At 69.0% G+C, this 23,924-nt stretch carries 23 protein-coding genes, 1 tRNA gene and 1 pseudogene; 13 read left to right on the top strand and 12 right to left on the bottom strand.

All coding sequences use genetic code 11. From position 1 onward, the window contains the following. Positions 1-404 precede the first annotated feature (404 nt). The gene (locus Q8R27_RS12865) at positions 405-3,416 is read left to right on the top strand and encodes a TonB-dependent receptor domain-containing protein (RefSeq protein ID WP_305699389.1); all 3,012 of its coding nucleotides are present in this window, start codon (positions 405-407) and stop codon (positions 3,414-3,416) included. Positions 3,417-3,502: 86 nt separating this feature from the next. Here the strand turns inward: Q8R27_RS12865 and Q8R27_RS12860 are convergent, their stop codons facing one another. The 3 genes from Q8R27_RS12860 to Q8R27_RS12850 all read right to left on the bottom strand — a co-directional run bounded on the left by Q8R27_RS12860 (position 3,503) and on the right by Q8R27_RS12850 (position 4,776). After that, entirely contained in the window at positions 3,503-3,682 is a 180-nt protein-coding gene (locus tag Q8R27_RS12860; RefSeq protein ID WP_305699388.1) for a hypothetical protein, read from the bottom strand. A gap of 135 nt (positions 3,683-3,817) precedes the next feature. After that, positions 3,818-3,892: transfer RNA gene (locus Q8R27_RS12855), tRNA-Gly, on the bottom strand. 140 nt (positions 3,893-4,032) lie between these two features. Further along, complete coding sequence (locus tag Q8R27_RS12850) at positions 4,033-4,776, bottom strand: DUF6065 family protein (protein ID WP_305597949.1); 744 nt, start codon at positions 4,774-4,776, stop codon at positions 4,033-4,035. Positions 4,777-4,866: 90 nt separating this feature from the next. On the opposite strand from Q8R27_RS12850, the gene Q8R27_RS12845 reads away from it, so the two are divergent. The 4 genes from Q8R27_RS12845 to Q8R27_RS12830 all read left to right on the top strand — a co-directional run bounded on the left by Q8R27_RS12845 (position 4,867) and on the right by Q8R27_RS12830 (position 7,271). Further along, positions 4,867-5,370, top strand: a complete 504-nt coding sequence (locus Q8R27_RS12845; protein WP_305699387.1) for a prolyl-tRNA synthetase associated domain-containing protein — start codon at positions 4,867-4,869, stop codon at positions 5,368-5,370. Positions 5,371-5,474: 104 nt separating this feature from the next. After that, positions 5,475-6,380 (top strand): co-chaperone YbbN, encoded by a 906-nt coding sequence (locus tag Q8R27_RS12840; protein ID WP_305699386.1) that lies wholly within the window; start codon positions 5,475-5,477, stop codon positions 6,378-6,380. Between the two features lie 12 nt (positions 6,381-6,392). Beyond that, positions 6,393-7,052 carry an LON peptidase substrate-binding domain-containing protein gene (locus Q8R27_RS12835; RefSeq protein WP_305699385.1) on the top strand — a complete coding sequence of 220 codons (660 nt, stop codon included), beginning with the start codon at positions 6,393-6,395 and terminating at the stop codon, positions 7,050-7,052. Positions 7,053-7,061: 9 nt separating this feature from the next. Continuing rightward, entirely contained in the window at positions 7,062-7,271 is a 210-nt protein-coding gene (locus Q8R27_RS12830; protein WP_305699384.1) for a Trm112 family protein, read from the top strand. Positions 7,272-7,286: 15 nt separating this feature from the next. Here the strand turns inward: Q8R27_RS12830 and Q8R27_RS12825 are convergent, their stop codons facing one another. Beyond that, positions 7,287-8,540, bottom strand: a complete 1,254-nt coding sequence (locus Q8R27_RS12825) for a UbiH/UbiF/VisC/COQ6 family ubiquinone biosynthesis hydroxylase (RefSeq protein WP_305699383.1) — start codon at positions 8,538-8,540, stop codon at positions 7,287-7,289. Between the two features lie 153 nt (positions 8,541-8,693). On the opposite strand from Q8R27_RS12825, the gene Q8R27_RS12820 reads away from it, so the two are divergent. Genes Q8R27_RS12820 through Q8R27_RS12810 form a run of 3 tightly spaced genes read left to right on the top strand, consistent with a single transcriptional unit; the run spans position 8,694 to position 12,000 of the window. Then, entirely contained in the window at positions 8,694-9,797 is a 1,104-nt protein-coding gene (locus tag Q8R27_RS12820; RefSeq protein ID WP_305699382.1) for an HlyD family secretion protein, read from the top strand. Then, positions 9,794-11,392: a DHA2 family efflux MFS transporter permease subunit gene (locus tag Q8R27_RS12815; protein ID WP_305699381.1), complete on the top strand. Its 1,599-nt coding sequence runs from the start codon at positions 9,794-9,796 to the stop codon at positions 11,390-11,392. The genes Q8R27_RS12820 and Q8R27_RS12815 overlap by 4 nt, the downstream gene beginning before the upstream one ends. Next, the gene (locus tag Q8R27_RS12810; protein ID WP_305699380.1) at positions 11,392-12,000 is read left to right on the top strand and encodes a TetR/AcrR family transcriptional regulator; all 609 of its coding nucleotides are present in this window, start codon (positions 11,392-11,394) and stop codon (positions 11,998-12,000) included. The genes Q8R27_RS12815 and Q8R27_RS12810 overlap by 1 nt, the downstream gene beginning before the upstream one ends. 294 nt (positions 12,001-12,294) lie before the next feature. Here Q8R27_RS12810 and Q8R27_RS12805 read toward each other — a convergent pair whose 3' ends face one another. From Q8R27_RS12805 to Q8R27_RS12785, 5 genes are all read right to left on the bottom strand, one after another. Then, positions 12,295-12,972: a methyltransferase domain-containing protein gene (locus Q8R27_RS12805; protein ID WP_305699379.1), complete on the bottom strand. Its 678-nt coding sequence runs from the start codon at positions 12,970-12,972 to the stop codon at positions 12,295-12,297. Between the two features lie 140 nt (positions 12,973-13,112). After that, complete coding sequence (locus Q8R27_RS12800) at positions 13,113-13,550, bottom strand: CHRD domain-containing protein (RefSeq protein ID WP_305699378.1); 438 nt, start codon at positions 13,548-13,550, stop codon at positions 13,113-13,115. 122 nt (positions 13,551-13,672) lie between these two features. Next, positions 13,673-14,020, bottom strand: coding sequence for a hypothetical protein (locus Q8R27_RS12795; RefSeq protein ID WP_305699377.1), 348 nt, complete (start codon positions 14,018-14,020; stop codon positions 13,673-13,675). Between the two features lie 99 nt (positions 14,021-14,119). After that, entirely contained in the window at positions 14,120-15,088 is a 969-nt protein-coding gene (locus tag Q8R27_RS12790) for a methyltransferase domain-containing protein (RefSeq protein ID WP_305699376.1), read from the bottom strand. Positions 15,089-15,159: 71 nt separating this feature from the next. Further along, entirely contained in the window at positions 15,160-15,738 is a 579-nt protein-coding gene (locus Q8R27_RS12785; RefSeq protein WP_305699375.1) for a hypothetical protein, read from the bottom strand. Positions 15,739-15,872: 134 nt separating this feature from the next. On the opposite strand from Q8R27_RS12785, the gene Q8R27_RS12780 reads away from it, so the two are divergent. Further along, positions 15,873-16,082: a KTSC domain-containing protein gene (locus Q8R27_RS12780; protein ID WP_305699374.1), complete on the top strand. Its 210-nt coding sequence runs from the start codon at positions 15,873-15,875 to the stop codon at positions 16,080-16,082. 282 nt (positions 16,083-16,364) lie between these two features. Here Q8R27_RS12780 and Q8R27_RS12775 read toward each other — a convergent pair whose 3' ends face one another. Beyond that, complete coding sequence (locus tag Q8R27_RS12775) at positions 16,365-16,820, bottom strand: hypothetical protein (RefSeq protein WP_371134698.1); 456 nt, start codon at positions 16,818-16,820, stop codon at positions 16,365-16,367. Between the two features lie 117 nt (positions 16,821-16,937). Here Q8R27_RS12775 and coaBC point away from each other — a divergent pair, with 117 nt between their 5' ends. Next, positions 16,938-18,131 carry a bifunctional phosphopantothenoylcysteine decarboxylase/phosphopantothenate--cysteine ligase CoaBC gene (gene coaBC, locus Q8R27_RS12770; RefSeq protein ID WP_305699373.1) on the top strand — a complete coding sequence of 398 codons (1,194 nt, stop codon included), beginning with the start codon at positions 16,938-16,940 and terminating at the stop codon, positions 18,129-18,131. After that, complete coding sequence (gene dut / locus Q8R27_RS12765; RefSeq protein WP_305699372.1) at positions 18,128-18,583, top strand: dUTP diphosphatase; 456 nt, start codon at positions 18,128-18,130, stop codon at positions 18,581-18,583. The genes coaBC and dut overlap by 4 nt, the downstream gene beginning before the upstream one ends. On the opposite strand, the gene Q8R27_RS12760 is transcribed toward dut, so the two are convergent. Together Q8R27_RS12760 and dapB are read right to left on the bottom strand one after the other, a co-directional pair. After that, a complete protein-coding gene (locus Q8R27_RS12760; protein WP_305699371.1) occupies positions 18,580-20,016 on the bottom strand; it encodes an amidase family protein in 1,437 nt (478 codons plus the stop codon). The genes dut and Q8R27_RS12760 overlap by 4 nt on opposite strands. Beyond that, the gene (gene dapB / locus Q8R27_RS12755) at positions 20,017-20,796 is read right to left on the bottom strand and encodes a 4-hydroxy-tetrahydrodipicolinate reductase (protein ID WP_305699401.1); all 780 of its coding nucleotides are present in this window, start codon (positions 20,794-20,796) and stop codon (positions 20,017-20,019) included. Between the two features lie 205 nt (positions 20,797-21,001). On the opposite strand from dapB, the gene Q8R27_RS12750 reads away from it, so the two are divergent. Next, entirely contained in the window at positions 21,002-23,305 is a 2,304-nt protein-coding gene (locus Q8R27_RS12750) for an NADP-dependent malic enzyme (RefSeq protein WP_305699400.1), read from the top strand. A gap of 43 nt (positions 23,306-23,348) precedes the next feature. Further along, positions 23,349-23,924: pseudogene (locus Q8R27_RS12745) on the top strand (Hsp70 family protein); the annotation flags it as partial.

Raw genomic sequence — 23,924 nt, 5'->3', positions numbered from 1 at the left:
TCTCATCCGGGCCTTAGCACAAGAACCTGCCGTGAGGGCATGCCCCGCAGGGGGCTCGCGCGCACAAGCTCGAAAAGCGGCTATGGCCTGATAAGGAAAGCCAAGGCCGCGAGAGCGGAATCGGTCGCGGCTGCTAAATGCCTGAGAACGCGCCGACGTGGCGTTTTGCCGTTCTGTCAAATGTGGCTTGATATTGCGGCATCGAAATGTATCGCTCGCTCGCGGGGCGGCGTCTTTTATGTCGTCCCACACTTGGTTTCGTCGCACATGTCAGAAATCGGCAGTTTTTACTGATATTTCAACGCCTAATACAGAACTAATTTAGCCATTTGGGGGAAATCATGCCAAACACCAGGGCGCGCAGGCGCCTTTTTGCGAGTGCGGCTACGGGGTTTGCCGCCCTGTTGACCCATCCGCTGCAGGCCAGCGCGGCTGACGCAGCGGCGCCTGCGACCGTCGATGAGGTGGTGGTCACCGGCTCTTTCATCGTCGGCACGCCGGAGGACGCCGCCTTGCCGGTCAACGTGATCAGCGCCGATACGCTCCAGCGCCGGGGCAGTCCGAACATCATCGAGACGATGAAGGAGCTGCCCGCCAACGGCGGCATCAACGGTCAGCAGACCTTCGACACGGGCGCCGGCGTCGCACCCTACGGGGTGGTCAGCGCCAACCTGCGCAACCTGGGCCCGGCCCGCACCCTGGTGCTGCTGAACGGCAAGCGCCTCACCGGCGTGCCGACGCGCAACACCTTCGTGGACGTGGGCTCGCTGCCGCAGGCCGCCATCGGCCGGGTCGAGGTCCTCAAGGACGGCGCCGCGGCGACCTACGGCTCGGACGCCATCGGCGGCGTCGTGAACTTCATCACGCGGAAGAACTACGACGGCCTTCTGCTCTCCGGCTCGGTGAAATTTGTGCCGGACGCCGAAGACCCCGACTACAATCTGAGCGCCGTCTACGGCTACAACACCGACCGGGGCAATATCCTGCTGAGCGTCGGTTGGCAGACACAGGGGAAACTGCGCGGCAACGCGCGCTCCTTCAACCGTCGTGCCTATCTTCAGAATCCGGAAGGCACCTGGTCGCCGGCCAACACGCCCGGCGCCTTCTTCCCGGTCGTCAACGGGGCAGTGCAGACCGCGGCGGCGTCAGTCATCCGCGACCCGGGTTGCGCCACCCTTGGCGCACAGCCGGGCTTCTCGACCAGCCAGGGCTCGACCGCCGTGGGCGGACAGGCCTGCTACTCGCGCCTTTCGACGGTCTTCTCGTTTCTGGCGAACCCGGAAACGCACTTGCAGCTCTACGGCGAAACCAATTTCGACCTGAGCGATACGCTCAAGTTCCACGGTGAGGCGCTCTACGCCGAGAGCACCTCGCTGACCGCCAACTCGCCGACCTATCCGACGACCAACCCGCCGCCGGACGCTGCGACCTCGCCGTTCCCGGGATTCTATTACATCCCGGCCAGCAACCCGGGCCTGGCCCTGTTGCGCACGCAATTCCCCAACGCGATCCCGGCGGCTGCGACGGGTGTGGCCTTCGCGGGCGTGACGTTCCGGCCGGTCGGTCCAAGCGGGTTGCCGTTGGCGAGCGGCCTCCCGGACGAAGAGGGCGGTCCCAGGCTCAACCACCTCGTCTTCAAGAGCTATCGGCTTTCCGGCGGGTTCTCCGGCAAGATGTTCGACGACATCGGCTGGGACCTCTCGGCCACCTACCACGCGATGAACTACCATGATCGTGGCTACGACCAGATCACCTATCGCCAGCAACTGGCGCTGCGCGGCTATGGCAGCCTCGCGGGTAGCCCGACCTGCACGTCGGCGGTAACCAACGGCTTCACCACCAACGCGGGCAACACCGCGGTGGGCTGCTACTACCTGAACCCGTTCTCCAACAACTTCGCGAACTTCTCCCCGGTCGGCCTGGTCACCCCCGGCCAAGCCAACCCGTTGTTCAGTCCCTCTGTGGCCAACAACCCGCAACTGATCCGGTGGATACACGGCGACACTTTGATCGACAACACCACCCGGCTGTTCGTGGTCGACGGCGTGATGAACGGCCAGCTGCCCTTCATCGAGCTTCCAGGCGGCAAGGTCGGATGGGCGGCGGGCGGCCAGTTTCGCCGCAACTTCTACAGGGCCAGTTACGGCGCGCTCAACGACGTGAACGTGACGCCATGTCCCAACACCCTGCTCGATGGCCTGATCAACTGCACCAACAAGGCCGGCCCGTTCGTGTTGGGCGGGCTGTCGACGCCGACCAACGTCGTGCAGAACGTCTACGCCGCGTTCGCCGAACTGAACCTGCCGATCACCGATGGCATCGGCGCCCACGTCGCCGCACGCTATGAGCGGTACGGCGGCGGCTCGGACACCTTCAACCCCAAGCTGGACCTGCGCTGGAAGGTCTTCGACTGGCTGGCCCTGCGCGGGTCGGTCGGCACCACCTTCCGGGCGCCGCCGTTGCAATATCTGGACCCGTCGCCGACCAATACCGTCGCCCAGGTGTCCGGCTTCTATCGCGCCTCGATCACCGCGGGGAACCCGAACCTCCAGCCCGAGAAGGCCACCACCTACAGCGTGGGCGCCATCTTCAAGGCGGGTCCGGCGCGGGCGACCCTCGACTACTGGAATTTCGACTTCACCCAGCCGTTCGTCCAGGAAGGCCTCGCGCCGCTCATCGCCGCGATGTTCCCGGCCAACAGCAGCGTGAACTGCGGCAATCCGGCCTTCGCCCAACTGCAGGCGCGCTTCACCTTCAGTCCCAACGTCTGCGCGGTGGCCAATATCGCCACCATCTTCACGCAGTACACGAACGCGGGCGGCGTGAAGACCGACGGCTTCGACTTCTCAGGCTCGATCGAGGTCGATCAGGTGTTCGACGCCTTCAGGGACGTGACCGGCGCCGAGTTCACGCTGGGCACGGACGTGACCTTTACGAACAAATACCAGGTCGCCAGGGTGGTCACCCCCCAAGGTCTGGTGCTGGGGCAGGCGTTCAACGCGGTGGGCAAGCTGAACTTCCAGACCGGCTACTTCGCGCTGCCGCGCTGGAAAGGCAGTGTCTATGCGGAGTTCACCCGCGGGCCGAATAACCTGCGGATCCAGACCAACATCGTCGGCGCCTATCGCGACCAGCGTCCAGCGGTGTTTATCGGCAACCTGGCGACCGGCGACGTCGCGACGGCGGCTCAGGCCACCATCACGCCGCGCTCCCTCGACGGGCAGAGCATCAAGGCCTACATCACCACCGACCTGACCTATCGGCTCCAGCTGCCGTGGGACTCTACGGTCGTCCTGAACATCGCCAACGTCTTCGACACCGACCCGCCGCTGGCGCGGGTGGACTACAGTTACGACCCGGGTAACGCCGATCCCTACGGCCGCACCTACAAGATTGCTCTGACCAAGAAGTTCTAACTGACGCCCCCCGTTCAAGCGGCGGGATCCCAGACTGAAGAGCCCCGTCGGCGTCCGCGCCGGCGGGGTTTCCTTTTTGCCTGCGCCTATCGCGCGGCCACGGACTCGGCGCCCGAGGCCGGACGGCTGTCGCGCCCCACCACCGGCATGAAGGCGTACAGCGCCCCCAATCCCGAATAGGTGGTGATCATCGCCGCATAGAGCACGCTGGACACGCCCCACGTGGGGCCGGTCCGCGGGTCCGCCGTCGTGTTTGCCTGGCTCATGCTGTGCTCACCCTCGCGCCGCGGTGCGCCGAACGCCGGCATCCGCCGTTCTCATCCGGGCCTTAGCACAAGAACCTGCCGCGAGGGCATGCCCCACAGGGGGGTTTGTTCAGTCTGCGATCGTGCGGTGGTTTTTGGAGCGGGCGAAGAGATTCGAACTCTCGACCCCAACCTTGGCAAGGTTGTGCTCTACCCCTGAGCTACGCCCGCGCTCCTCGAGGTCGGATACAAGTCCCGCCCCCGAAATTTCGAGAGGCGGCTTATGGCAGACGCCCCGGCGGTTGGCAAGCGGGCGCGCATGCGATCCGCCTCCACCCACGTCTGCGCCACCCGCGTCTGCGCCATCCGCCTCAGCCGCCGAACCGCGGCGTCTTCAGCCGGCGCTTGTTGACGTGACCCTCGGGCGCAGGGGCGATGTCCTCGGGGAATTCGCCGCGGAAATAGTACCGCTGCCAGGCCTCCTTGGTGGCCTCCGGGTCGAGGCGGAAGATCTTGGCGTTGAAGTCGGCGCGGTGCTTCTCCCACATGTCGTATTGACCGCGCAGCTCGGGGTTGGCGTCCATGCGGCGGATCACCGGCTGCATCTGCGCCAACGGCTTGTCTTGCACGAGCGTTATGAAACAGAACGGCTCGCCCTTTTCGAAGCGCACGCGGCCGGGTCGGGTGAAGTGCCAGTTCATGGTGAAGGGGAACGGCAGCCAGTCGGTCTCCACCAGCCCTGCGAGCGGCTGGATCCCGTCCTTCACGTGGTTGGGCGGCCCCATCACCCACATCGACCAGCCGGGCGGCGTACGGAACAGATAGCCCGGGTGGAAGGTCACCACCCCATGGCTGAAGTGCGACTTCACCAGGTGGTGGAAATCCGGGTTCGGGTTGTCGGGCTTCAGGGTGATGTCGCTCTGCAGCACCCCGCCGTTCCACTCCATGGTCACGGCCATGGGACAGAGGATCTCCCACCCCGTGGTGTTGGCCATGGTCAGCGGCAGGCAGCGGTAGGGATGGCGTTCGGAGAACCGCTCCATCCAGCCGCGCTGCGGGCGGCCCGCGACGATCTCCGGCGGGCGTTCGGCGACGGGGTAGCACTCGAGTTCCATGGCGGGCTCGCGACGTTAGAGCGGAATACTTCGACCCTCACCTGTACCCAGGCGCTCGCATCCGCGTCCAGTTGCGCTATTGGAGCGGCGATGCAAACCCAGGCGCAACTGCTGGGCTTCCTCGAGCAGATCGGGGCGGCGCCCGCGACGCTCGAACACCGCGCGGTGTTCCGCGTCGGCGAGGGCGAGGACGTCAAGGCGCAGCTTCCGGGCGCCCACACCAAGAACCTGTTCCTCAAGGACGCCAAGGGCCAGCTCTGGTTGATCTCGGCCAAGGACACGACTGAGGTGGACTTGAAGCGCCTGCCCGCGGTGATCGGCGCGGCCCGGCTGTCGTTCGGCTCCGCCGAGTTGATGGAGCGCACGCTGGGCGTGACGCCGGGTTCGGTCACCGCCTTCGCCCTGGTCAACGACGCCGAGCGCCGCGTGCGATTCGTGCTGGACAAGGCGCTGGCCGACGCCGCCACGGTGAACTTCCATCCGCTGGTCAACACCGCGACCACCGCGCTCAGCCAGGCGGGCTTTCGCACATTCCTGGCCGCCGTCGGGATTTCGCCGTTGATCGTCGACTTCGAAAGCCTGACCCTGGCCTGACGCAGCAGGCGTTGAAGCGCACGCGCCTTGCGACCATCTAGGGTGCGCGAACGTTCAACGACGACCCGAGACCCAAGCCCGAGACCCAATAAGGAGCCGCCCGCATGACCTTGATCGGGGAAACCGCCGCCGCACCACCCGCCGCAGACCTGATCAAGGACGGGACTGACGCCAGCTTCGCGGCCGACGTGCTGGAAGCCTCGCGCATCCAGCCGGTGATCGTCGACTTCTGGGCGACCTGGTGCGGCCCGTGCAAGCAACTGGGGCCGGCGCTGGAGCGCGCGGTGCTGGCCGCCAAGGGCGCGGTCAAGCTGGTCAAGATCGACGTCGACAAGAACCCCGCCTACGCCGGCCAGCTTCGGGTGCAGTCGATCCCCGCGGTGTTCGCCTTCGTCGACGGCCGGCCTGTGGACGGGTTCATGGGCGCGCTGCCCGACAGCGAGGTGCAGGCTTTCGTCAAGCGCATCGGCGATCCCGGCGCGGCCGACGCGAGCGCGGCTGAGGAGCTGCTGGCCATGGCCGCAGAGTCGTTGAGCCTCGGCGACGTCGGCGGCGCGGCCCAGGCCTACGCCCAGTTGCTGCAGGCCGATCCAGCGAACCTCAAGGCGATCGCCGGCATGGCGCGGGTCTACCAGTCTCAGGGCGACGCCGAGCGTGCGCTGGAGGTGCTGGAGATGGCCCCGCCCGGCTCCAAGGATCCGGAGCTCGACAGCGTCCGCGCGGCGCTCGCCCTAGCCGCCCAGCCCGCCTCCGACACCGGCCAGTACGAGCAGCGGCTGGCCGCCGACGCCGGCGACCATGAGGCGCGCTTCGAGCTCGCCAAGGCGCTGGCCGCCCAGGGACAGCTCGCCGAGGCCGCCGACCACCTGCTGACCATCATCGACAAGGACCGCGACTGGAACGAGGAGGCGGCGCGCAAGCAGCTGCTGACGGTGTTCGAGGCGGCCGGCGGCGCGTCCGACGTGGCGCGCCAGGGACGCCGGCGGCTGTCGGCGATCCTGTTCTCTTAAGGAGGGCGCGCCATGACCACCGGCTACAGGACCGCGGCGGACCTGCCCCAGGTGATCCCGGTGTTCCCGCTGGATGGGGTGCTGCTGTTGCCGCGAGGCGACCTGCCGCTGCAGATATTCGAGCCGCGCTACCTGAACATGGTCGACGACGCCATGGCCGGCGACCGCATGATCGGCATGATCCAGAAGCGCGCGGGCGGCGATCGGGCCAACCCGGGGCTGGCCGCCGTCGGCTGCGCCGGCCGCATCACCAGCTATGCCGAGACCTCGGACGGGCGCTACCTGATCACGCTCACCGGCATCTGCCGTTTCAGTGCCGGCGAGGAGCTCGCGGTGCGCACGCCTTATCGCCAGGTGCGCTCGCGGTTCGAACCGTTCGCGACAGACCTGCTGGAGGAGGCCCCGCTCGCCGGCGTCGACCGGCCCAGGTTCGCCAAGGCGCTGAAGCGCTACCTGAACCACCGTGAGCTGGACATCGACTGGGACACCGCCTCGACCGCCCCGCTGGAGGCGCTGGCCAACAGCCTCGCCATGGGCCTGCCGTTCAACGCCAGTGAGAAGCAGGCCATCCTCGAGGCCGAGGATTTCGCCGCCCGCTTCCAGGTCCTGACCGCGCTGCTGGAGATCGACGCTCTCGACGACGACGATGACGAACCGCATCCGCTCCAGTAAGGCTTGGTCATGAGTGAACCCCATCACGTCGATCTCGGCGGCGACGTCGACCCGCGCCTGCTGGAGATCCTGGTCTGTCCGGTGACCCACGGGCCGCTGGAGTACGACCGCGCCAAGGGCGAACTGATCAGCCGCAACGCCAAACTCGCCTACCCCATCCGCGACGGCGTCCCGATCATGCTGCCGGAAGAAGCCCGCTCCCTGGCCGAGGGCGAGTAGGGCAGGTCTCGCTCCTCACAGCGCCTCGCCCCGCAGCAGCCGTGGCAGGTCGCCCAACCCGCCGCCGGCCTCCTGCATGAACATCCGCCGCGCCGGCCCGATGCGGTTCACCGCCGCCATGCCCAGCCCGCGCGCCAGACGCAGCACCGGATTGGCGTTGGAGAACAGGTGCACGAAGGCGTCCATGCCGGCCGCCAGCATCGCGGTGTCGAACCGCCGCCAGCGGGCGTAGCGCTCCAACACCGCCAGCGAGCCGATGTCCTCACCCAGCCGCGCCGCGTCCACCAGGGTCTCGGCCAGCGCCGCCGCACCCTTCAGGCCCAGGTTCAGACCCTGGCCGGCGATCGGATGCACCCCGTGCGCCGCGTCGCCCAGCAGCGCCACACGCGGCGCGGCCAGCCGCTTGGCCAGCTGCATGCTCAGCGGATAGGTGAACACCGCGCCCTCGATCCTCGCCTCGCCCAGGAAGTCGCCGAACCGCCGCGCCAGGTGGGCGTGGAAGGCTTCCGGCGAGGCGGCTTTCAGCGCTTCGGCCCGCGCCGTGGGCTCGGTCCACACCAGGCTCGCGCGGCGCCCCGTCAACGGCAGAATGGCGAACGGTCCGCCCGGCAGGAAGTACTCGTAGGCGACGCCGGCGTGGTCGCGTTCCAGGCCGACGGTCGCCACCACCGCGGTCTGCGGATAGTCCCAACCCACCGCGCCGATGCCCGCCGCACGGCGGATCACCGAGCCGCGCCCCTCGGCTCCGACCACCAGCGCGGCCCTGAGCGCACGGCCGTCCTCCAGCCGCACCGTCGCGGCCCGGGCGTCGACCTCGAGCGCCGCGACCCTGGCCGGGGCCAGCACCTGGATCCCGGCGTCGCGCACCGCGGCGGCGAGGCCGGCGCGGATCAGCCGGTTCTCCAGCATGTAGCCCAGCGGTTCGCCGTCGGCCCGGTCGGCGATCTCCGCGGCGTCGAAATGCAGGTGGAAGCCACGCCCGCGTCCCGCCGCCGCGCCCGGCGCATGGCCGTCGGTGACCAGGATCTGCTCGATACGCTGGGCGTCCGGCTCCAGCGCCGCGCCCGCGCCCAGCACCCGCCATTGCCGGAACGCCGCATAGGCGACCGCCGAGGCCCGCCCATCGAAGCTTGGCGCGACCTGGGCCTCGAACGGTTGCGGGTCGATCAGCACGCAGCGCAGGCCGGCTCTCGCCAGGCCCAACGTCAGGGTGGCGCCGGCCATGCCGGCTCCAGCGATCACTACGTCAGCGTCGAATGCGTCGGCCATCCCGCGGATATGCCGCCCAAGCGCCGGGTTCGTCCAGCCTCACGCTCGGCATAGATGGACCCCACGGTCCACTTTTGCGTTTGCACGTCCCGCACCCGATGATACGTCTTTGACCAGACGTCTCAGTCCCAAGAATAGAGCGGGGAGAAACCCATGCCGGGCCGGCGGAGGACCATCATCGTGACCACGGTGGTGGCGGTTGCCGTCGTGGTCGGCGCCGGCTTCTGGTGGGCCGACCGCCAGAAGTACGAGAAGACTGACAACGCCTTCATCCAGGCCGACAAGATCTCCGTGGCGCCGCAGATCGACGGCTATGTGACCGAGGTTCTGGTCACCGATAACCAGCCGGTGCGCGTCGGCCAGGTGGTCGTGCGACTGGACGCGGCCAGCATCCGCGCCCGGCTGGTGGAGACCGAGGCCAATGCGCGCGCGCTGAACGCCGCTGTCCGCGGGGTCGACGACAAGGCCAGGCTTGGCGAGGCGTTGATCGCCCAGAAGGCCGCCGGCGTTCAGAGCGCGCGCGCCCAATCGGCCCTCGCCGCCGCCGAGATGAACCGCTACGGCGCGCTGGCGGGTCGCGGCTACATTTCGCCGCAGCGCCTGCAGACCGCCCGCGCCGGGGCCGACCAGGCGAGCGCCGCGGTGGCCGAAGCCCAGGCCGGCCTGGAAGCCGAGCGCCGGGCGAATCAATCCCTGGGCTCGGCGCGCGATCAGACCCTGGCTTCGGCCGACGCAGCCCAAGCCCTGGTCGACCAGGCGCGCATCGACCTGTCACGGACCGAGTTGCGCGCGCCCGCGTCCGGCGTGGTCGGCGCGCGCGCCGTGCGGCCCGGCCAGTACGTGCGGCCGGGCATGGCGCTGATGAGCATCGTGCCGGTGGGCGACAGCTACGTGATCGCCAACTTCAAGGAGACCCAGCTCGCACGGCTGCGCATCGGCCAGCCCGTGTCGATCCACGCCGACGCCTTCGGCGGCCAGGTCATCAACGGCCGAATCCAGAGCTTCGCCCCGGCCACCGGCTCCGAATTCGCGCTGATCCCGGTGGAGAACGCCGTCGGCAATTTCACCAAGATCGCCCAGCGCGTGCCGGTGCGCATCGCCGTCGATCGCGGCTCACCCCTGGCCACCGCTTTGCGCCCGGGGCTGTCGGTCGAGGTCAAGGTGGACGTCAGCCGCCGCGCGGGCGCGGGCGTCGCCTCCGCCAAGGCGGCCGGCGCCTACGCCGCCCATGGAGCGGCTAACGCCCCCCCGCGATGAGCGGCGCGCGCGACTATGGCCCCCCGGGGCCAGACGGCCTGAAGGGCGAAGGGCCAGGCTTTTGGATTCCGGTCTGGCTGGGTTTCCTGGGGATGGCGCTGGGCCAGTTCCTGGCTTTCCTCGACATCCAGATCGTCGCCTCGTCATTGTCGCAGATCCAGTCCGGTGTCTCGGCCACCGCCGACCAGATCAGCTGGATCCAGACCATCTATCTGCTGGCCGAAGTAGTGAGCATGCCGCTCACGGCCTACCTCACCAAGATGTTCGGCACGCGGCGCTTCCTCATGGTCGCGCTGGTCTCCTTCATCCTGTCCTCGGCCGCGACGGGCGCTGCGACCTCGTTCGACGTGATGGTCGTCACCCGCGCGCTGCAGGGGCTCTCGGCGGGCGCGATGATCCCGCCGGTGTTCGCCACCGCCATGACCATCTTCCCGATGCGCTGGCGGTTGAACGTCAACGTCTTCACCACCCTGTTGATCACCTTCTCCTCGGCGATTGGGCCCACGGTCGGCGGCCATCTGACCGAGGCGCTGGGCTGGCGCTGGCTGTTCTTCATCAATGCGCCGGTCGGCCTGCTCGCGCTGGCGCTGGTTTTCCGGTTCGGCGAATTCGACAAGGGCGACCCATCCATGAAGCAGGGCGTCGACTGGCTCGGCCTCGGGTTGATGACCGTCTTCCTGTTGTCGATGCAGTATGTGCTGGAAGAGGGCCCGGACGACGGCTGGCTGCGGGACAGCGTGATCCTGTGGTTGACCGTGCTCGCCGGACTTGCCGGTGCGGCCTTCATCTGGCGCCAGCTCACCTACGCCCAGCCGATCGTCTCGCTGCGGCCGTTCACCAACTTCAACTTCGCGGTCGGCGCCCTGATGAGCGCCATGGGCGGGATGGTGTCGTTCACGGCGGGGTTCGTCATCCCGCTCTTCCTCGCCCAGGTACTGGGTTATTCGTCAGGGCAGGTCGGCAACACCATGCTGGTCACCGGCGCCACGATGATGCTGTTCGCGCCCTTCACCAGCAAGATCGTGCGGTCGATGGACCTGCGGGTGTCGATAATCGGCGGCCTCTTCATCGTCGCCTGGGGCACTGCGCTTGGCATGCAGGTCAACGCCAACTGGGGCTTCGGCGAGTTCGCGGTGCTGCAGGCGCTACGTGCTTTCGGGACCCTGGTGGCCATGTCGGCCGCCCAGCAGTTGGCGATCTCCACCCTCCCGCCTAGCATGATGAAGGACGCCTCGGGGCTGCTGTCCCTGGTCCGCAACGTCGGCGGCGCCATCGGCCTCGCCTGGCTCGCCTCGATCCTCAGCCAGCAGACCGCCGTTCATTTCGGCGAGCTGACTTCGGCGGTGGGTCCCGCGGCCAGCCAGACCCGCGACATGATGGATGGTCTGGTCGCCCTGATGCAGGAGCGCGGGACCGCCGACCCCGAGGGCGCCGCATTCAAGGCGCTAAGCATGATGATCCGCCGCCAGGCCGTGACCCTGGCGTTCGACGACGCCTTCGCCGCAGCGGCCGCGGCCACTCTGGTCGCGGCCCTGCTGGGCTTCATCTCGCGTCCGGCGCGGGTCACCGTGCGCCCGGCCGGAGGCGGTCACTGATGCCCCGCGTCGCCGGTCAGGTCGATCTCGCCAAGCGTCAGGCCATCCTTAAGGCGGCGTCCGAAGTGTTCGCGGCGCGCGGACTGCACGCGCCGATGGAGGAAATCGCCCGTCAGGCCCGCGTGTCCAAACAAACGATCTACAACCACTACGGCTCGAAGGCGGAGCTGCTGCGCGCCCTGATCGAGATGCGGGTGGAGACGATGACCGCGCCGCTCGACATGCCGGGCGCCGCCGAGAATCCCGAAGTCGCGCTGGCCATCCTCGGCCGCCAGGTGTTGCACGGCGTGCTGAACCAGGGCGCCAACTCGCTGCTACGCTTGGCGGTGCAAGGCACGCCCGACGTCTCCGACCTGGCGCGCGCCATCTACGAGGCGGGGCTCAAGGCGTCGCGGGCGCGGCTGGCGCAATTCCTGACCCGAGAGGGCGCCGCCGGGCGCCTGGCGATCGATGACGCCGCCCTGGCCGCGGAATTCTTCTTCGGCATGGTGGTCGGCTCCCACCAAACCCGCTTCCTGCTCGACGTCCGCGAGGCCGTGAGCGACGCGGAAGTCGAGCGCATCACCCAGGCCGCCGCGGCAAGGTTCATGCGCGCCTACACGCCTTGACCCCAACCGCTCATCCCGTCGAAAGCAGGGATCCAGGCGGGCCCTCCGCCCGATGGCCGCCGCACAGCTAGAGCCGCGTCCTTCGCCAAGGTGCGGCCGCTGGCGCGCGTTTGAAGAGGAGCACAATCCCTCCTCCTCCCGGACGTCATCATCGGGCTTGTCCCGAGGATCCATGAACCCCGTGGGGGACAGATGGGCGCGGCGGCTCGGCTAACTTTCCGGCGTTTCCCGTGCGCATGGATCCTCGGGACAAGCCCGAGGATGACGTCAATGTCGTGGGATGGAGCGGAGCGCCTACGCAGCCGCGCCCGCGCGCCTCGCGACGACGGCGTAGGACATGCCGCGGGACGAGAGGTCGCGCGCTTCGATGGCCTTGCGCATCAGCCCTTCGACCCACAGTCCGGGAGAGGCGGCGCTGAGCGGCTTGGGTTTGATCTCGTCGCGATCGAGCACGACGTAGCGTTCCACCTCAAGGCCGGCCTCGGCGACGAGTTGTTCCATGACGTGGGGCCACAGGGGGAAGACGTGGTGGTTCACGTCGAGGTCGTGCTGGGTGAAGCAGGCCGGAAAGCCCGAGAACAGGTGCAGGGTGCGCGCCCGGCTCCAGCGCGGATTGGGCGTGGTCATCACCAGCCGGCCGCCGGGCTTCAGGGCGTCGGCGATGTTGCGGATGGCGAAGCCGGGATTGAAGGTATGTTCGATGACGTCCATCAGCAGGACCACATCGGCTCGCTCAGACCCGGTGAACGGGGTGTCGATGTTCCACTGTGAGACGTCGGCCGAACTCGGCACGAGGTCGAAACCGCGCCATGTGTAGCCGGCCGATTCGACGTCGGCGCGCATCACCGAGACCTCGCCGGCCCCAAGATCGAACACGCCGCCACCCTCGGCGGGCGCCGGGCGGCGTTTGAGGAAGTCCTGCACGAAAACATAGCGGTCATCGGCCAGGGCGGCCTCCGGCTGCAGACGCATCACTATTCCCCAACGACCGCCGCAACGGACCATAAGCGCGCGAGGATTGCCAGATGCATGCCACGCGCCGACGCGCCTGCGGCGCGGCAGGTCCACAGAGGAGCGGCCGCGCCGGGTTCAGAGGCTCAGAAGTCTCGTATTCAGTGGCTGTGAGCCATGTCGGCGGTCTTGAGCTGGCCGCGCAGTTCGCCGCCGGGATGGGCCGCGGAATGGACGTTGAAGTACCACAGGCCGGCCTTGAGATCGGCGATCTGCGCGTCGGTCAGCGTCGCCGCGCCCTTGATCGGGCTGGCTGGACTGGCGACCGGCACGGTCGGCGGGGCGTTGGCGGTGGCCGGCGCGGGGCCGTGGAAGTGGGCGGCTGTGGCCGGCCCACTCAGGCCCGCATAGGTGGCGGTGTAGTCGAAGACCTTGGTCACGGTGTCGAGGGTGGCCGTGACCGAACCCTTGCCGGCTTCGGTGTTGGCTGGAACCTCCTGCGCGCCGGTGAGGGCGGCCGAGTACTTGAGGGTCTCGGCGTGGGCTGCGCCGGCGGCGAGGCTGAGAACGGCGGCAACGGTCGCGAAAGCGTAACGCATCCTGGAATCTCCCGGTTTGGTTTCGTGGGCCGCCCGTCGCCCGCGCCACACAATGCGGGCGCTCGACAGTCGGGCCGGGCGCGGACTCGCCCGAAAGGCGAAGCTTGAACGCCTTTCGGCGATTAGCGTTGCGAGGGTTTCGGCGCGTTCAACAGAGCGGTGAGGCCGCGGCCCCCCGCCACCAGGCCGAAGACGGCGAGGCCGGCGCCCAGGATCGCCAGCGCTTCGACGCCGCCGGGCGACGCCTGCTGCTGGGCCCAACCCCACAAACCGATACCGGATGCGATCGGCGCCCAGCACCAGATCAGCGCCGAGCGTGCGGCCCGGCGGGCGTGGGCGTCAGGGTCGCCGGCGTCCGGCTCGTAGCGGAAATGGCCGGCCTTGAACCCGCAGCCGCTGGTCGAACACGCCGCCGATGTGGTCGTCGGGTGATCGCAGGTATGGTCGCAATGCAAGCAACGATAAGGCATCACACACCCCTCAGCAGGCCCATGCAGCCTAACATGGACTCGCCAAGGGTGAAGAAGGTTCGGTTAAGGAAGCTGAAACTGTGAAGAAACGCCGGGTTTTCAGGCGCGGCGACGCAAACCGCGCAAGCCGGTGGCCAGCGCCCGCAGCGGCGCGGTGACCCGCCAGCTCGCCGAGCGGCGCAGCGCCGCGGCCGCTGCCTCGGCGGCGTGGGCGCGGGCGGCGAGGGCCTCGATTTCGGGATCGCCCGCTTCGCGCGGCCACAGTGTTTCGCGGCTGGCGACAAAGGCGGCGCGCTGCGCCTCAGGCGCGCCGTCCGGCAGGCGGCGCAGCGCCACGAAGAATTCGTGCGAGCCCGCTGGGGTCGGGATCACCGAGGCGATCTCGAATGGCAGCACGCCGAGGCGGCTGCCGAGATCGAGCGCGTCGACGAAGGTGGAGGGCGTGAACACCCAGCAATGGGTGTCGATGTATTCGCCGTTCTCCTGAGTGCGGCGGCACAGCTCCATGAGTTCGCGCGCGTCGTGGGTCGGCGGCAGGTCGGCGGGCGAGGCGCCGCCGCGAACCGCTTCGGATCCCAGGTCGCGGAAGCCGTAGAAGTGGTCGAAGATCTGCCGCGCCTCCGGCCGGCGCAGGCCGCGCACATAGGCGTCGACCAGCTCGGAATCGCCGCTGGTGCGGCGCAGGACATCGAAGGTGAAGCGCTTGTCGGGCACAACGAACGAGGCGATCCCGCCGTCGGCTAGCACCGAGGCGATCTCGCCCAGCCAGCCGAACAGGTCCGGCACATGCTCGATGACGTGGCTGGCGACCAGGTAGTCGTAGACCCGCTGACGTCCGACGCACTCGAACAGGGTCTGCGAGCCCCAGACGTGGTCGACGTCGACGATCTGGTCGACGTCCACCTCGTCGTTGATCGCATACCAGCGGCGCAGCTCCTCGGTGGGCGCGCGGTCGATGTATTCGACGGCGCCCATGTCGCGGGTGATGACCGGACGGTTGAGCGCGCCAATCTCCAGGCCGCGCCCGTGGGCCAGGTCGATCATGGCCAGGATCTTGGCGCGGTCCATCGCGGCTCCAGCGGATGACGGAACCGCTAGGTAGCTGACGCGGGCCGCCGCCGGCAACCGTCGTCGCGCGACTAAGGCGCGGGGCGCACCACGCGGGGGCCGAGGTTGTCGATCACCGCGCGGGCGTCGAAGGCGTTGGCGTCGGCGACCGGCTTCTGCCCGCGGTGGGTGACCACCTCGGCGCTGGCCTCGAAGCGTTCGACGGTGCGAACGTCCACCCGGTCGGCCCAGAACGGATCGCCGAAGTAGGGATTCCAGCTCCGCCAGCCATAGCCCGCGCCATAGTAGCGCCAGGACGGCCGCCAGTAGCCGAAGCTCGGACCGTACCAGGGCCGATAGAACGGATCCGGCTCCACATAGGTCTGGCGATTGGTCTCGGTGTCGCGCTGGACGATGGCGAACCAGTCGTCGCCCTGCTGCACCGTCAGCTCGGCGGCGCGGAACAGCAGGTAGCCCTCGACGGTCTCGCGCGAGGTCAGGCTGTTGCCGGCGAAGTTGACCCGCCAGCGGTTTGGCTCGATGCGGACTTCGGAATAGCCGCCCGAGGCCGCCTGGCCTGGGCGGTTCGGTTGATAGGGGGTCGGCGTGGCGCAAGCCGCCAGCCCGGCGGCGAGTACGAGTGCGGCGGCGATGACGCTTGGTCGTGCCATGTCAGATCGAGCCTCCAGAGCGTCCCTCGACGTTCATATAGGGCACAACACCGGCTTACGCTTGTGGTTGCGGAACCGGGGGCGACGTTTCGGACTCTGCGGTGGTCAGCAAGGTTCGGGAAAGCGCGTGCGCCATGCAGGTGGACTCCGACGCGATCTCCGAGATCGCCTACGACGCCAGGCGGGGGCGACTGGTCGTGCGCTTCCGCGGCGGCAAGACCTACGCCTACCGCGACGTGCCGGCAGGCGTGCATGAGGCGTTCATAGCCGCTGAATCCAAGGGCCGCTTCTTCCAAGACGAGATCCGCGACAGGTATGGGTTCGAGCGATTGAGGCGGCGTTAGGGGGCGGTCATCATTTCCAACGCCGTCATCCTCGGGCTTGTCCCGAGGATGACGTTCGCGAAGGGGAGAGGCTGGCGTCCACCTCCAGAGGCCGCGCCGGTGGGCGTTCACTCCAGGCAAAGCAGGTTTCAGTTTGCACCCCGACAGCCCGCTTGGGTCCCGACTTTCGCCGGGATGAGCGGACTTGAGTTCTACCCCTCGTCGCCGCCGGCGCCGTTGCGGGCGGCGGTCTGGCGGCGGGATTCGCGGGTCTTCTGCTCTTCCCAGTAGGCCTTGCCGTCGTCAGGCTTGAACATGGTGCGCGGTGCGCCCTCGCGGTTGGCGACGGCGAAGATATTGGCCTTGGGGTCGTAGAGCAGGGTGTCGCCGTTTGGCCCGCGTCAGCGTCAGCACGCCGGCGGGCGGGCGGTCGATGAAGGCGTGGGCCTTGCGGGCGAAGTCGTCCACGCTGCTGGCGCCGAAGGCATCGCCGTTACGATCGAAGGCGCGCTGAGCGTTCTCCTCGGCGCTGTAGCGGCGGCTGGAGGACCAGATCGGCTTGCCGGCCAACTGGCGCACCGGCTGGGCGCGGGCGTCGTCCGAGGGCGTGTCCGATGGGCCGCTCGGCGTGGAGGCGAAGGCCTGCGGCGACTGGGCCGGGCGCTGGGCCACCGCCGAGGGGCCGTTGTCGCAGGCCTGGAGCCCCAGCAGGGCGCCGATCGTAAGCGCGCCCGCGAGCGCAGTTCTGGCGTCAAACATCGCTGAATTCCCGTTTCGATGGTCAAGCTGGAACAAATAAAGAACAATCAGCCCGGTTTGTCCAGAGCCTCCGCATGGCTTAAACGGGACCCCCGATCGGGCGGAGGGCGACAGGCCTTGGACGGCAAGCGGATTCTCCTCATCGTCGGCGGCGGGATCGCCGCCTACAAGGCGCTGGAACTCACCCGGCTGCTGCGCAAGGAAGGCTGCGCCGTGCGGCCGATCCTCACCCGCGCGGGCGCGCAGTTCGTCACCCCGTTGTCGCTGTCGGCGCTGTCGGAGGACAAGGTCCATGGCGAGCTGTTCTCGCTGACCGACGAAGCCGAGATGGGCCATATCGAGCTGTCGCGTTCGGCCGACCTGGTGGTGGTTGCGCCGGCCACCGCAGACCTGATGGCCAAGGCGGCGCATGGCCTGGCCGATGACCTCGCCTCCACCACGCTGCTGGCCACCGACAAGCGGGTGTTGATGGCGCCGGCGATGAACGTGCGGATGTGGGAACATCCGGCGACCCAGCGAAACCTGGCGACCCTGCGCGCCGACGGCGTGCTGTTCGTCGGTCCCGATCCGGGCGCCATGGCCTGCGGAGAGTTCGGGATGGGCCGGCTGGCGGAGCCTGCGGCGATCCTGGAGGCGATCCGAGCCGCGCTGGCGGGCGACGACCAACCGTTGCGGGGACGCCGGGCGATCGTCACCGCCGGGCCGACCATCGAGCCGATCGATCCGGTGCGACTGCTGACCAACCGATCCAGCGGCAAGCAGGGCTACGCCGTCGCCGCGGAGCTGGCCGCGCTGGGCTGCGAGGTGACCCTTGTGTCCGGCCCCACGGCCTTGCCGACGCCCGCGGGCGTGCGGCGGGTCGACGTGGAGACCGCACGCGAGATGCTGGCGGCCTGCGAGGCGGCGTTGCCGGCCGATATCGCCGTCTGCGTCGCCGCGGTCGCCGACTGGCGGCCGGAGACCACAGGGGCGTTGAAGGTCAAGAAGGGCGAGGCCGCGGTCGCGCCAACTTTGGTCCTGGTGGAGAACCCCGACATCCTCGCCACCTTGTCGAAGGGCGATCGGCGGCCGCGGCTGGTGGTCGGCTTCGCCGCCGAGACCAACGACGTCGAGGCGCACGCGCGCGCCAAGCTGGGCCGCAAGGGTTGCGACTGGATCGTCGCCAACGACGTCAGCGTCGCCGGCACGATGGGCGGCGACGAGAACGCTGTGGCGATCGTCTCCTCCCAGGGCGTGGAGCGTTGGGAGCGTACCGCCAAGTCCGCCGTGGCCCGAAAGCTGGCCCGACGCATCGCCGAGGAACTCAGTTGACGCCGACCGTGCCGATCCGCCGCCTGGAGCACAACCTCGACCTGCCGCTGCCGGCCTATGAGAGCGCCGACGCGGCCGGCATGGACCTGCGCGCCGCCGTGCCGCAGGACCAGCCGATGGTGCTGGCGCCCGGCGCGCGCATCGCCGTGCCGACGGGCCTCGCGTTTGCGCTGCCCAGGGGCTTCGAAGCGCAGGTGCGGCCGAGGTCCGGCCTGGCCGCCAAGTCCGGCGTCACCTGCCTGAACACGCCGGGCACCATCGACGCCGACTATCGCGGCGAGGTGAAGGTGATCCTGATCAACCTCGGAGCCGAGGATTTCACCATCCGGCGGGGCGACCGCATCGCGCAGATGATCATCGCGCCGGTGGTGCAGGCCGCCTGGACCGAGGTGGACAGCCTGGACGAGACCGCGCGCGGGGCCGGCGGGTTCGGCTCCACGGGCGCGCGCTAGGGCTCGGGCGGCGCGACGAAGCCGCCGATGTTCTCGTCGATGGCCTGGGCGACCGCCAGGGTGCGGGCGTCGCCGCCGCGCGGGCCGATGATCTGGGCGCCGATCGGAAGGCCCTGCGCCGTCAGGCCGGCCGGGACCGCAGTCGCGGGCAGCCCGAGAGCGGTGGCTAACGCGATCCAGGCCGAGAGGCTGCGATAAGGGATAACCGCGCCGTCTGTGCCGGTCAGCCGCCGCGCGGTCGGCGGTCGCGGGTCGTGCGGGAAGGCGGGCAGAGGCGTCGACGGGGTCAGAATCACGTCGAAGCGGGCGAACACCGCGTCCATCTGGTGGCGCATGCGTGCGCGAACCGCGTCGGCCTCCAGCCACTCGTGATGGCGCGCCGTGAAGCCCATCACCGGCGTCTTCCAGGAATTGGGCCCGTCCTTGGCGAACCTGGCGAAGAAGCGCTGGCGTTCGAACCGCCGCATCCGCGCTGGAGGGAGGTCTTGGCCCAGCAACGAGTAGAGGAGCAGCAGATAGGAGCTCACCAGCGACCTAGGATCCACCGGTGCGCTGATCACTTCGACGGTCGCGCCGGCCGCCGTCAGCGCAGCGGCGAGGCGTTCGAGCACCGTCCGCGCCTGTGGATCCAGCGGGAAATCAGGCGCGTCCAGCCACAGGCCGATTCGGGTCTCGGCAAGGTCGGCGGGCGGCGCGCGCGGGGCCAGCGGGCCGTCCTCCATCACCGACAGCAGCAGGCGCAGGTCGCGGGCCGAACGCGCCATCGGGCCGATGACGTTGAGGTCGCGCTCCGACCATGCGCCGGGACGGGGCGGCACGTGGCCGTGCTGGCTGACCATCCCCCACGTGGGCTTGTGGGCGAACACCCCGCAGAACGAGGCTGGGACGCGCAGCGAGCCGCCGATGTCGGAACCGATCTCCAGCGCCGTGACCCGGGCGGCCAGCGCCGCCGCCGCGCCGCCGGACGACCCGCCGGGCGTGCGGGACGGGTCCCAGGGATTGCTGGTGGTCCCATAGAGCTTGTTGGTGGTCTGCCAGTCGCCAGCCATCACCGGGGTGTTGGTCTTGCCCCAGATCACCGCGCCGGCGTCACGGGCGTGGGCGACGGCGACGGCGTCCTCGGCCTGGCGACGGCGCAGATGCTCGAGGCCCGAGGACGCCGGCATGCCGGCCACGTCCAGGGTGTCCTTGATGGTCATCGGCAGGCCGGCCAGTACGCCCAGATGCTCGCCGCGTCCCCGAAGGTCGTCGATGGCGGCGGCGCGGGCCAGGGCGCGCTCCAGGTCGACGGCGACCACCGCGTTGAGTTGGGCGTGGGTCTGCTCGTGGCGGGCGAGGGCGGACTTCAGCAGTTCGACGGCGCTGACCTGTCGCGAGGCCAGCGCCGCGAGCTGGGCGGTGGCGTCGAGCTCAACGAGGTCGCGGCGCGGCATTCAGGTTCCCCCCTTGAACCCTAGGACATCCATCATGTCGTAGGCGCCGGGCGTGCGGCCGGCGACCCAGCGCGCGGCTTCGACGGCCCCGCGGGCGAACAGGCCGCGGTCCATGGCCCGGTGGGACAGGGTCAGCACCTCGTCCTCGGCGGCGAAGATGACGCTGTGGTCGCCGACGATGCCGCCGCCGCGCACCACCGAGAAGCCGATGTCGCCGGTCCGTCGCGCGCCGGTGATCCCGTCGCGACCGCGCACGGCCACGTCCGACAGCGCCTGGCCGCGCCCCTGCGCCGCCGCTTCGCCCAGCATCAGCGCGGTGCCGGACGGCGCGTCGACCTTGCGGCGGTGGTGGGCCTCGTAGACCTCGATGTCATAGGCGTCGGCCGACAGGGCGCGGGCGGCCTGGGCGACCAGGCCCAGCAAGGTGTTGACGCCGAGGGAGAAGTTCCCGGCGCGCACGATGGCGATGTTCTGCGCGGCCTGGGTGATGGCGGCGATCTGGGCCTCGTCGAAGCCGGTTGAGCCGATCACCAGGGCCGGCCCACCGCGCGCGGCGCTGAGCTGGGCGAGGGCGGTCGAGGCCGCAGGCGTGCTGAAGTCGATAACCACGTCACAGCCGCCCAGCGCAGCGTCGATCGGCGTCAGGCCGTCCTGGGGCGCCTCGGGGCGGTCGAACCGGGCGACGAGCTCCAGTCCGTCCCGGGCTTCGACGGCCGCCGCCGCCGCACGGCCCATGCGGCCGAGCGCGCCCGCGACGGCGATGCGGATGGGATCGGGCAGGGCGGCCTCCTGAAAGGGCGAGCTTACGCGGCGGGGCCGCAAGGGAAACGCAAGTCTGGCGATGCGCGCCCTGCGGTCAACGCCGAAGCCCACAGCGTCGTGAAATAATAAATCCCTACGCCCAGCGCGGGTTTTGTTCCCATCCGGAGGGCTCTATAGCTTGGCGTTCCCTTTATCGATTGTTGAAGCAGGATAGGCCGCCTTGATCAGCGACGCCGAGAAACGCACATTCACCGACGAGGAAGCGCTCGCCTTCCACCGCTATCCGACGCCAGGCAAGATCTCGATCTCGCCGACCAAGCCGATGGCGACGCAGCGCGACCTCTCGCTGGCCTATTCGCCCGGCGTCGCGGTGCCCGTTCTGGCGATCGCCGAGGACCCTGACAAGGCTTACGACTACACCTCCAAGGGCAACCTGGTGGCGGTGATCTCCAACGGCACGGCGATCCTCGGCCTCGGCAACCTTGGCGCGCTGGCCTCCAAGCCTGTGATGGAAGGCAAGAGCGTCCTCTTCAAACGCTTCGCCGACGTGGATTCGATCGACATCGAAGTCTCGGCCACCGATCCCGACGAGATCATCACGGTGGTCAAGAACATCGGCGTGACCTTCGGCGGCATCAACCTCGAGGACATCAAGAGTCCCGAGTGCTTCCGCATCGAGACCGAGCTGCAGGAACTGCTCGACATCCCGGTTTTCCATGACGACCAGCACGGTACGGCGATCATCTCGGCGGCGGGCCTGATCAACGCCTGCAAGATCACCGGGCGCAGCATGAAGGACGTCAAGGTCGTGCTGAACGGCCCGGGCGCCGCCGGCATCGCCACGCTGGAGCTGATCAAGGCGATGGGCGTGCAGCACGCCAACGTCATCGCCGTCGACCGCAAGGGCGTTCTCTACCGCGGCCGCGCCGAGGACATGAACCAGTGGAAGTCGGCCCACGCCATCGATACCGACAAGCGCACGCTGGCCGAGGCCCTGGTGGGCGCCGACGTGTTCATCGGCCTGTCGGTGAAGGGCGCGCTGACCGCCGACCTGGTGAAGGCGATGGCGCCACGGCCGATCATCTTCGCCATGGCCAACCCCGACCCTGAGATCACGCCCGAAGAAGTCTATTCCGTGCGGCCCGACGCCATCGTCGCCACGGGACGCAGCGACTACGCGAACCAGGTCAATAACGTGCTGGGCTTCCCCTACATCTTCCGCGGCGCGCTCGACGTGCGCGCACGGCGGGTGAACATGGAGATGAAGATCGCCTGCGCCAACGCGCTGGCCATGCTGGCGCGCGAGGACGTGCCCGACGAGGTCGCCGCCGCCTATCATGGCCGCCAGCTCAAGTTCGGGCCGGAGTACATCATCCCGACGCCGTTCGATCCCAGGCTGATCTGGTACATCCCGCCGTTCGTCGCCGAAGCCGCGATGAAGACCGGCGTGGCGCGCCGGCCGATCGAGGACATGGAAATCTACCGCGCCTCGCTGGCCCAGCGCCTGGACCCCACCGCGGCGTTCCTGCAGCGCCTGCAGGGGGCCGTGCTGTCGGGTCCGAACCGCCGTCGTGTGGTGTTCGCGGAAGGCGAAGAGCTGAGCGTGATCCGCGCCGCCTACGCCTTCCAGACGGCGGGCCTGGGCCAGGCTGCGCTGGTGGGCCGCGAGGAGCTGGTGCACGAGAACATGCTGCGCGCCGGCCTGCAGCCCGGCGAGGCGCCGCTGGAGATCATCAACGCGCGACTGTCCGACCGGAATCCCGAATACGTCGAGTACCTGTATTCGCGCCTGCAACGGAAAGGCTACCTGCAGCGCGACGTGCAGCGGCTGGTCAACCAGGACCGCAACTCCTTCGCCGCCTGCATGGTGGCTCTGGGCCACGCCGACGGCATGGTCACCGGCGTCACCCGCAGCTTCGACCAGGTGCTGGAGGAAGTGTTGCGCGTCGTCGATCCCGCCCCCGGCGGACGGGTGATGGGCATGACCACGGTGCTGGCCAAGGGCCGCACCCTATTCATCGCAGACACAAACGTCACCGAGATGCCCGAGGCGGAGGACTTGGTGGAGATCGCCCGCGAGGCCGCCCGCGCCGTGCGCGCCCTGGGCTACGACCCGCGCGTCGCCTTCCTGTCCTATTCGGCGTTCGGCAACCCCATGGGACAACGCTCGCAGAAGGTGCGCGAGGCGGTGGCGATCCTGGACGGCATGGACCTCGACTTCGAGTACGAGGGCGAGATGCCGCCGTCGCTGGCGCTCGATCCGACGCGGCGGGTCAACTACCCGTTCATGCGCCTGACCGGTCCAGCGAACGTCCTGATCATGCCGGCGATCCACTCGGCCTCGATCTCCACCCAGCTGGTGGAATCGCTGGGCGAAGCGACGGTGATCGGACCGATCCTGCTGGGCCTGTCCAAGTCGATCCAGATCTGCCCGCTGTCGGCCTCGGTGTCGCGCATCCTGCAGATGGCGACGCTGGCCGCCTACCGGCAGACGGGCGCCGAAACCACGGCCGCTGTCGCCGCCTGACAGCGACTGACGCCCGGCCCGTACCCGGCGCATGGAGCGCGTGATGACCGCCGGCTTCAGCCTGGGCGTTGATTTCGGCACGACCAACACCGTGCTCGCCACGGCGGCGCCGGGGGAGGCCGCGAGGCTCGTCGCCTTCCCCGCGCCGGAAGGCGAGACCACGGCGTTCCGCTCCACGCTGAGCTTCCATGCGCCAGCCGACCGCCCCCGCGACCGCACGGTCGAGGCGGGCCCTTGGGCGGTGGAGGCCTATGCCGAGGACCCGCTGGAGACCCGGTTCATCCAGTCGTTCAAGACCTTCGCCGCCAGCGAGGCGTTCAGCGAAACGCGGATCCTTGAGCGGCGCTACAAGTTCGAGGATCTGTTGAGCGTGTTCCTGGCGCGGCTGCGGTCTCACGCTGGGTCCGCGATGATCCGGTCGCCGGCGCGGGTGATCGTCGGCCGGCCTGTGACGTTCGCCGGCGCTGCGCCCAACCCAGCGCTGGCGCTCGAACGCTATGAGGAGGCGTTCCGGCGGCAGGGCTTCACCGAGATGCTCTACGCCTACGAGCCCGTCGGCGCGGCGTTCTTCTTCGCTCGTGGCCTGACCGAGGACGCGACGGTGCTGGTCGGCGACTTC

Source organism: Phenylobacterium sp. (assembly GCF_030697305.1).
GTDB lineage: Bacteria > Pseudomonadota > Alphaproteobacteria > Caulobacterales > Caulobacteraceae > Phenylobacterium.
The sequence above is the reverse complement of the archived record's forward strand: the minus strand, read 5'-3'. Positions and strand labels throughout refer to the sequence as shown.

Coding starts and splice junctions, on each gene's coding strand:
- Q8R27_RS12860 (WP_305699388.1), bottom strand. CDS start 3,682: ATGAGCCAGGCAAACACGACGGCGGACCCGCGGACCGGCCCCACGTGG.
- Q8R27_RS12850 (WP_305597949.1), bottom strand. CDS start 4,776: ATGGAACTCGAGTGCTACCCCGTCGCCGAACGCCCGCCGGAGATCGTC.
- Q8R27_RS12845 (WP_305699387.1), top strand. CDS start 4,867: ATGCAAACCCAGGCGCAACTGCTGGGCTTCCTCGAGCAGATCGGGGCG.
- Q8R27_RS12840 (WP_305699386.1), top strand. CDS start 5,475: ATGACCTTGATCGGGGAAACCGCCGCCGCACCACCCGCCGCAGACCTG.
- Q8R27_RS12835 (WP_305699385.1), top strand. CDS start 6,393: ATGACCACCGGCTACAGGACCGCGGCGGACCTGCCCCAGGTGATCCCG.
- Q8R27_RS12830 (WP_305699384.1), top strand. CDS start 7,062: ATGAGTGAACCCCATCACGTCGATCTCGGCGGCGACGTCGACCCGCGC.
- Q8R27_RS12825 (WP_305699383.1), bottom strand. CDS start 8,540: ATGGCCGACGCATTCGACGCTGACGTAGTGATCGCTGGAGCCGGCATG.
- Q8R27_RS12820 (WP_305699382.1), top strand. CDS start 8,694: ATGCCGGGCCGGCGGAGGACCATCATCGTGACCACGGTGGTGGCGGTT.
- Q8R27_RS12815 (WP_305699381.1), top strand. CDS start 9,794: ATGAGCGGCGCGCGCGACTATGGCCCCCCGGGGCCAGACGGCCTGAAG.
- Q8R27_RS12810 (WP_305699380.1), top strand. CDS start 11,392: ATGCCCCGCGTCGCCGGTCAGGTCGATCTCGCCAAGCGTCAGGCCATC.
- Q8R27_RS12805 (WP_305699379.1), bottom strand. CDS start 12,972: ATGCGTCTGCAGCCGGAGGCCGCCCTGGCCGATGACCGCTATGTTTTC.
- Q8R27_RS12800 (WP_305699378.1), bottom strand. CDS start 13,550: ATGCGTTACGCTTTCGCGACCGTTGCCGCCGTTCTCAGCCTCGCCGCC.
- Q8R27_RS12795 (WP_305699377.1), bottom strand. CDS start 14,020: ATGCCTTATCGTTGCTTGCATTGCGACCATACCTGCGATCACCCGACG.
- Q8R27_RS12790 (WP_305699376.1), bottom strand. CDS start 15,088: ATGGACCGCGCCAAGATCCTGGCCATGATCGACCTGGCCCACGGGCGC.
- Q8R27_RS12785 (WP_305699375.1), bottom strand. CDS start 15,738: ATGGCACGACCAAGCGTCATCGCCGCCGCACTCGTACTCGCCGCCGGG.
- Q8R27_RS12780 (WP_305699374.1), top strand. CDS start 15,873: ATGCAGGTGGACTCCGACGCGATCTCCGAGATCGCCTACGACGCCAGG.
- Q8R27_RS12775 (WP_371134698.1), bottom strand. CDS start 16,820: ATGTTTGACGCCAGAACTGCGCTCGCGGGCGCGCTTACGATCGGCGCC.
- Q8R27_RS12760 (WP_305699371.1), bottom strand. CDS start 20,016: ATGCCGCGCCGCGACCTCGTTGAGCTCGACGCCACCGCCCAGCTCGCG.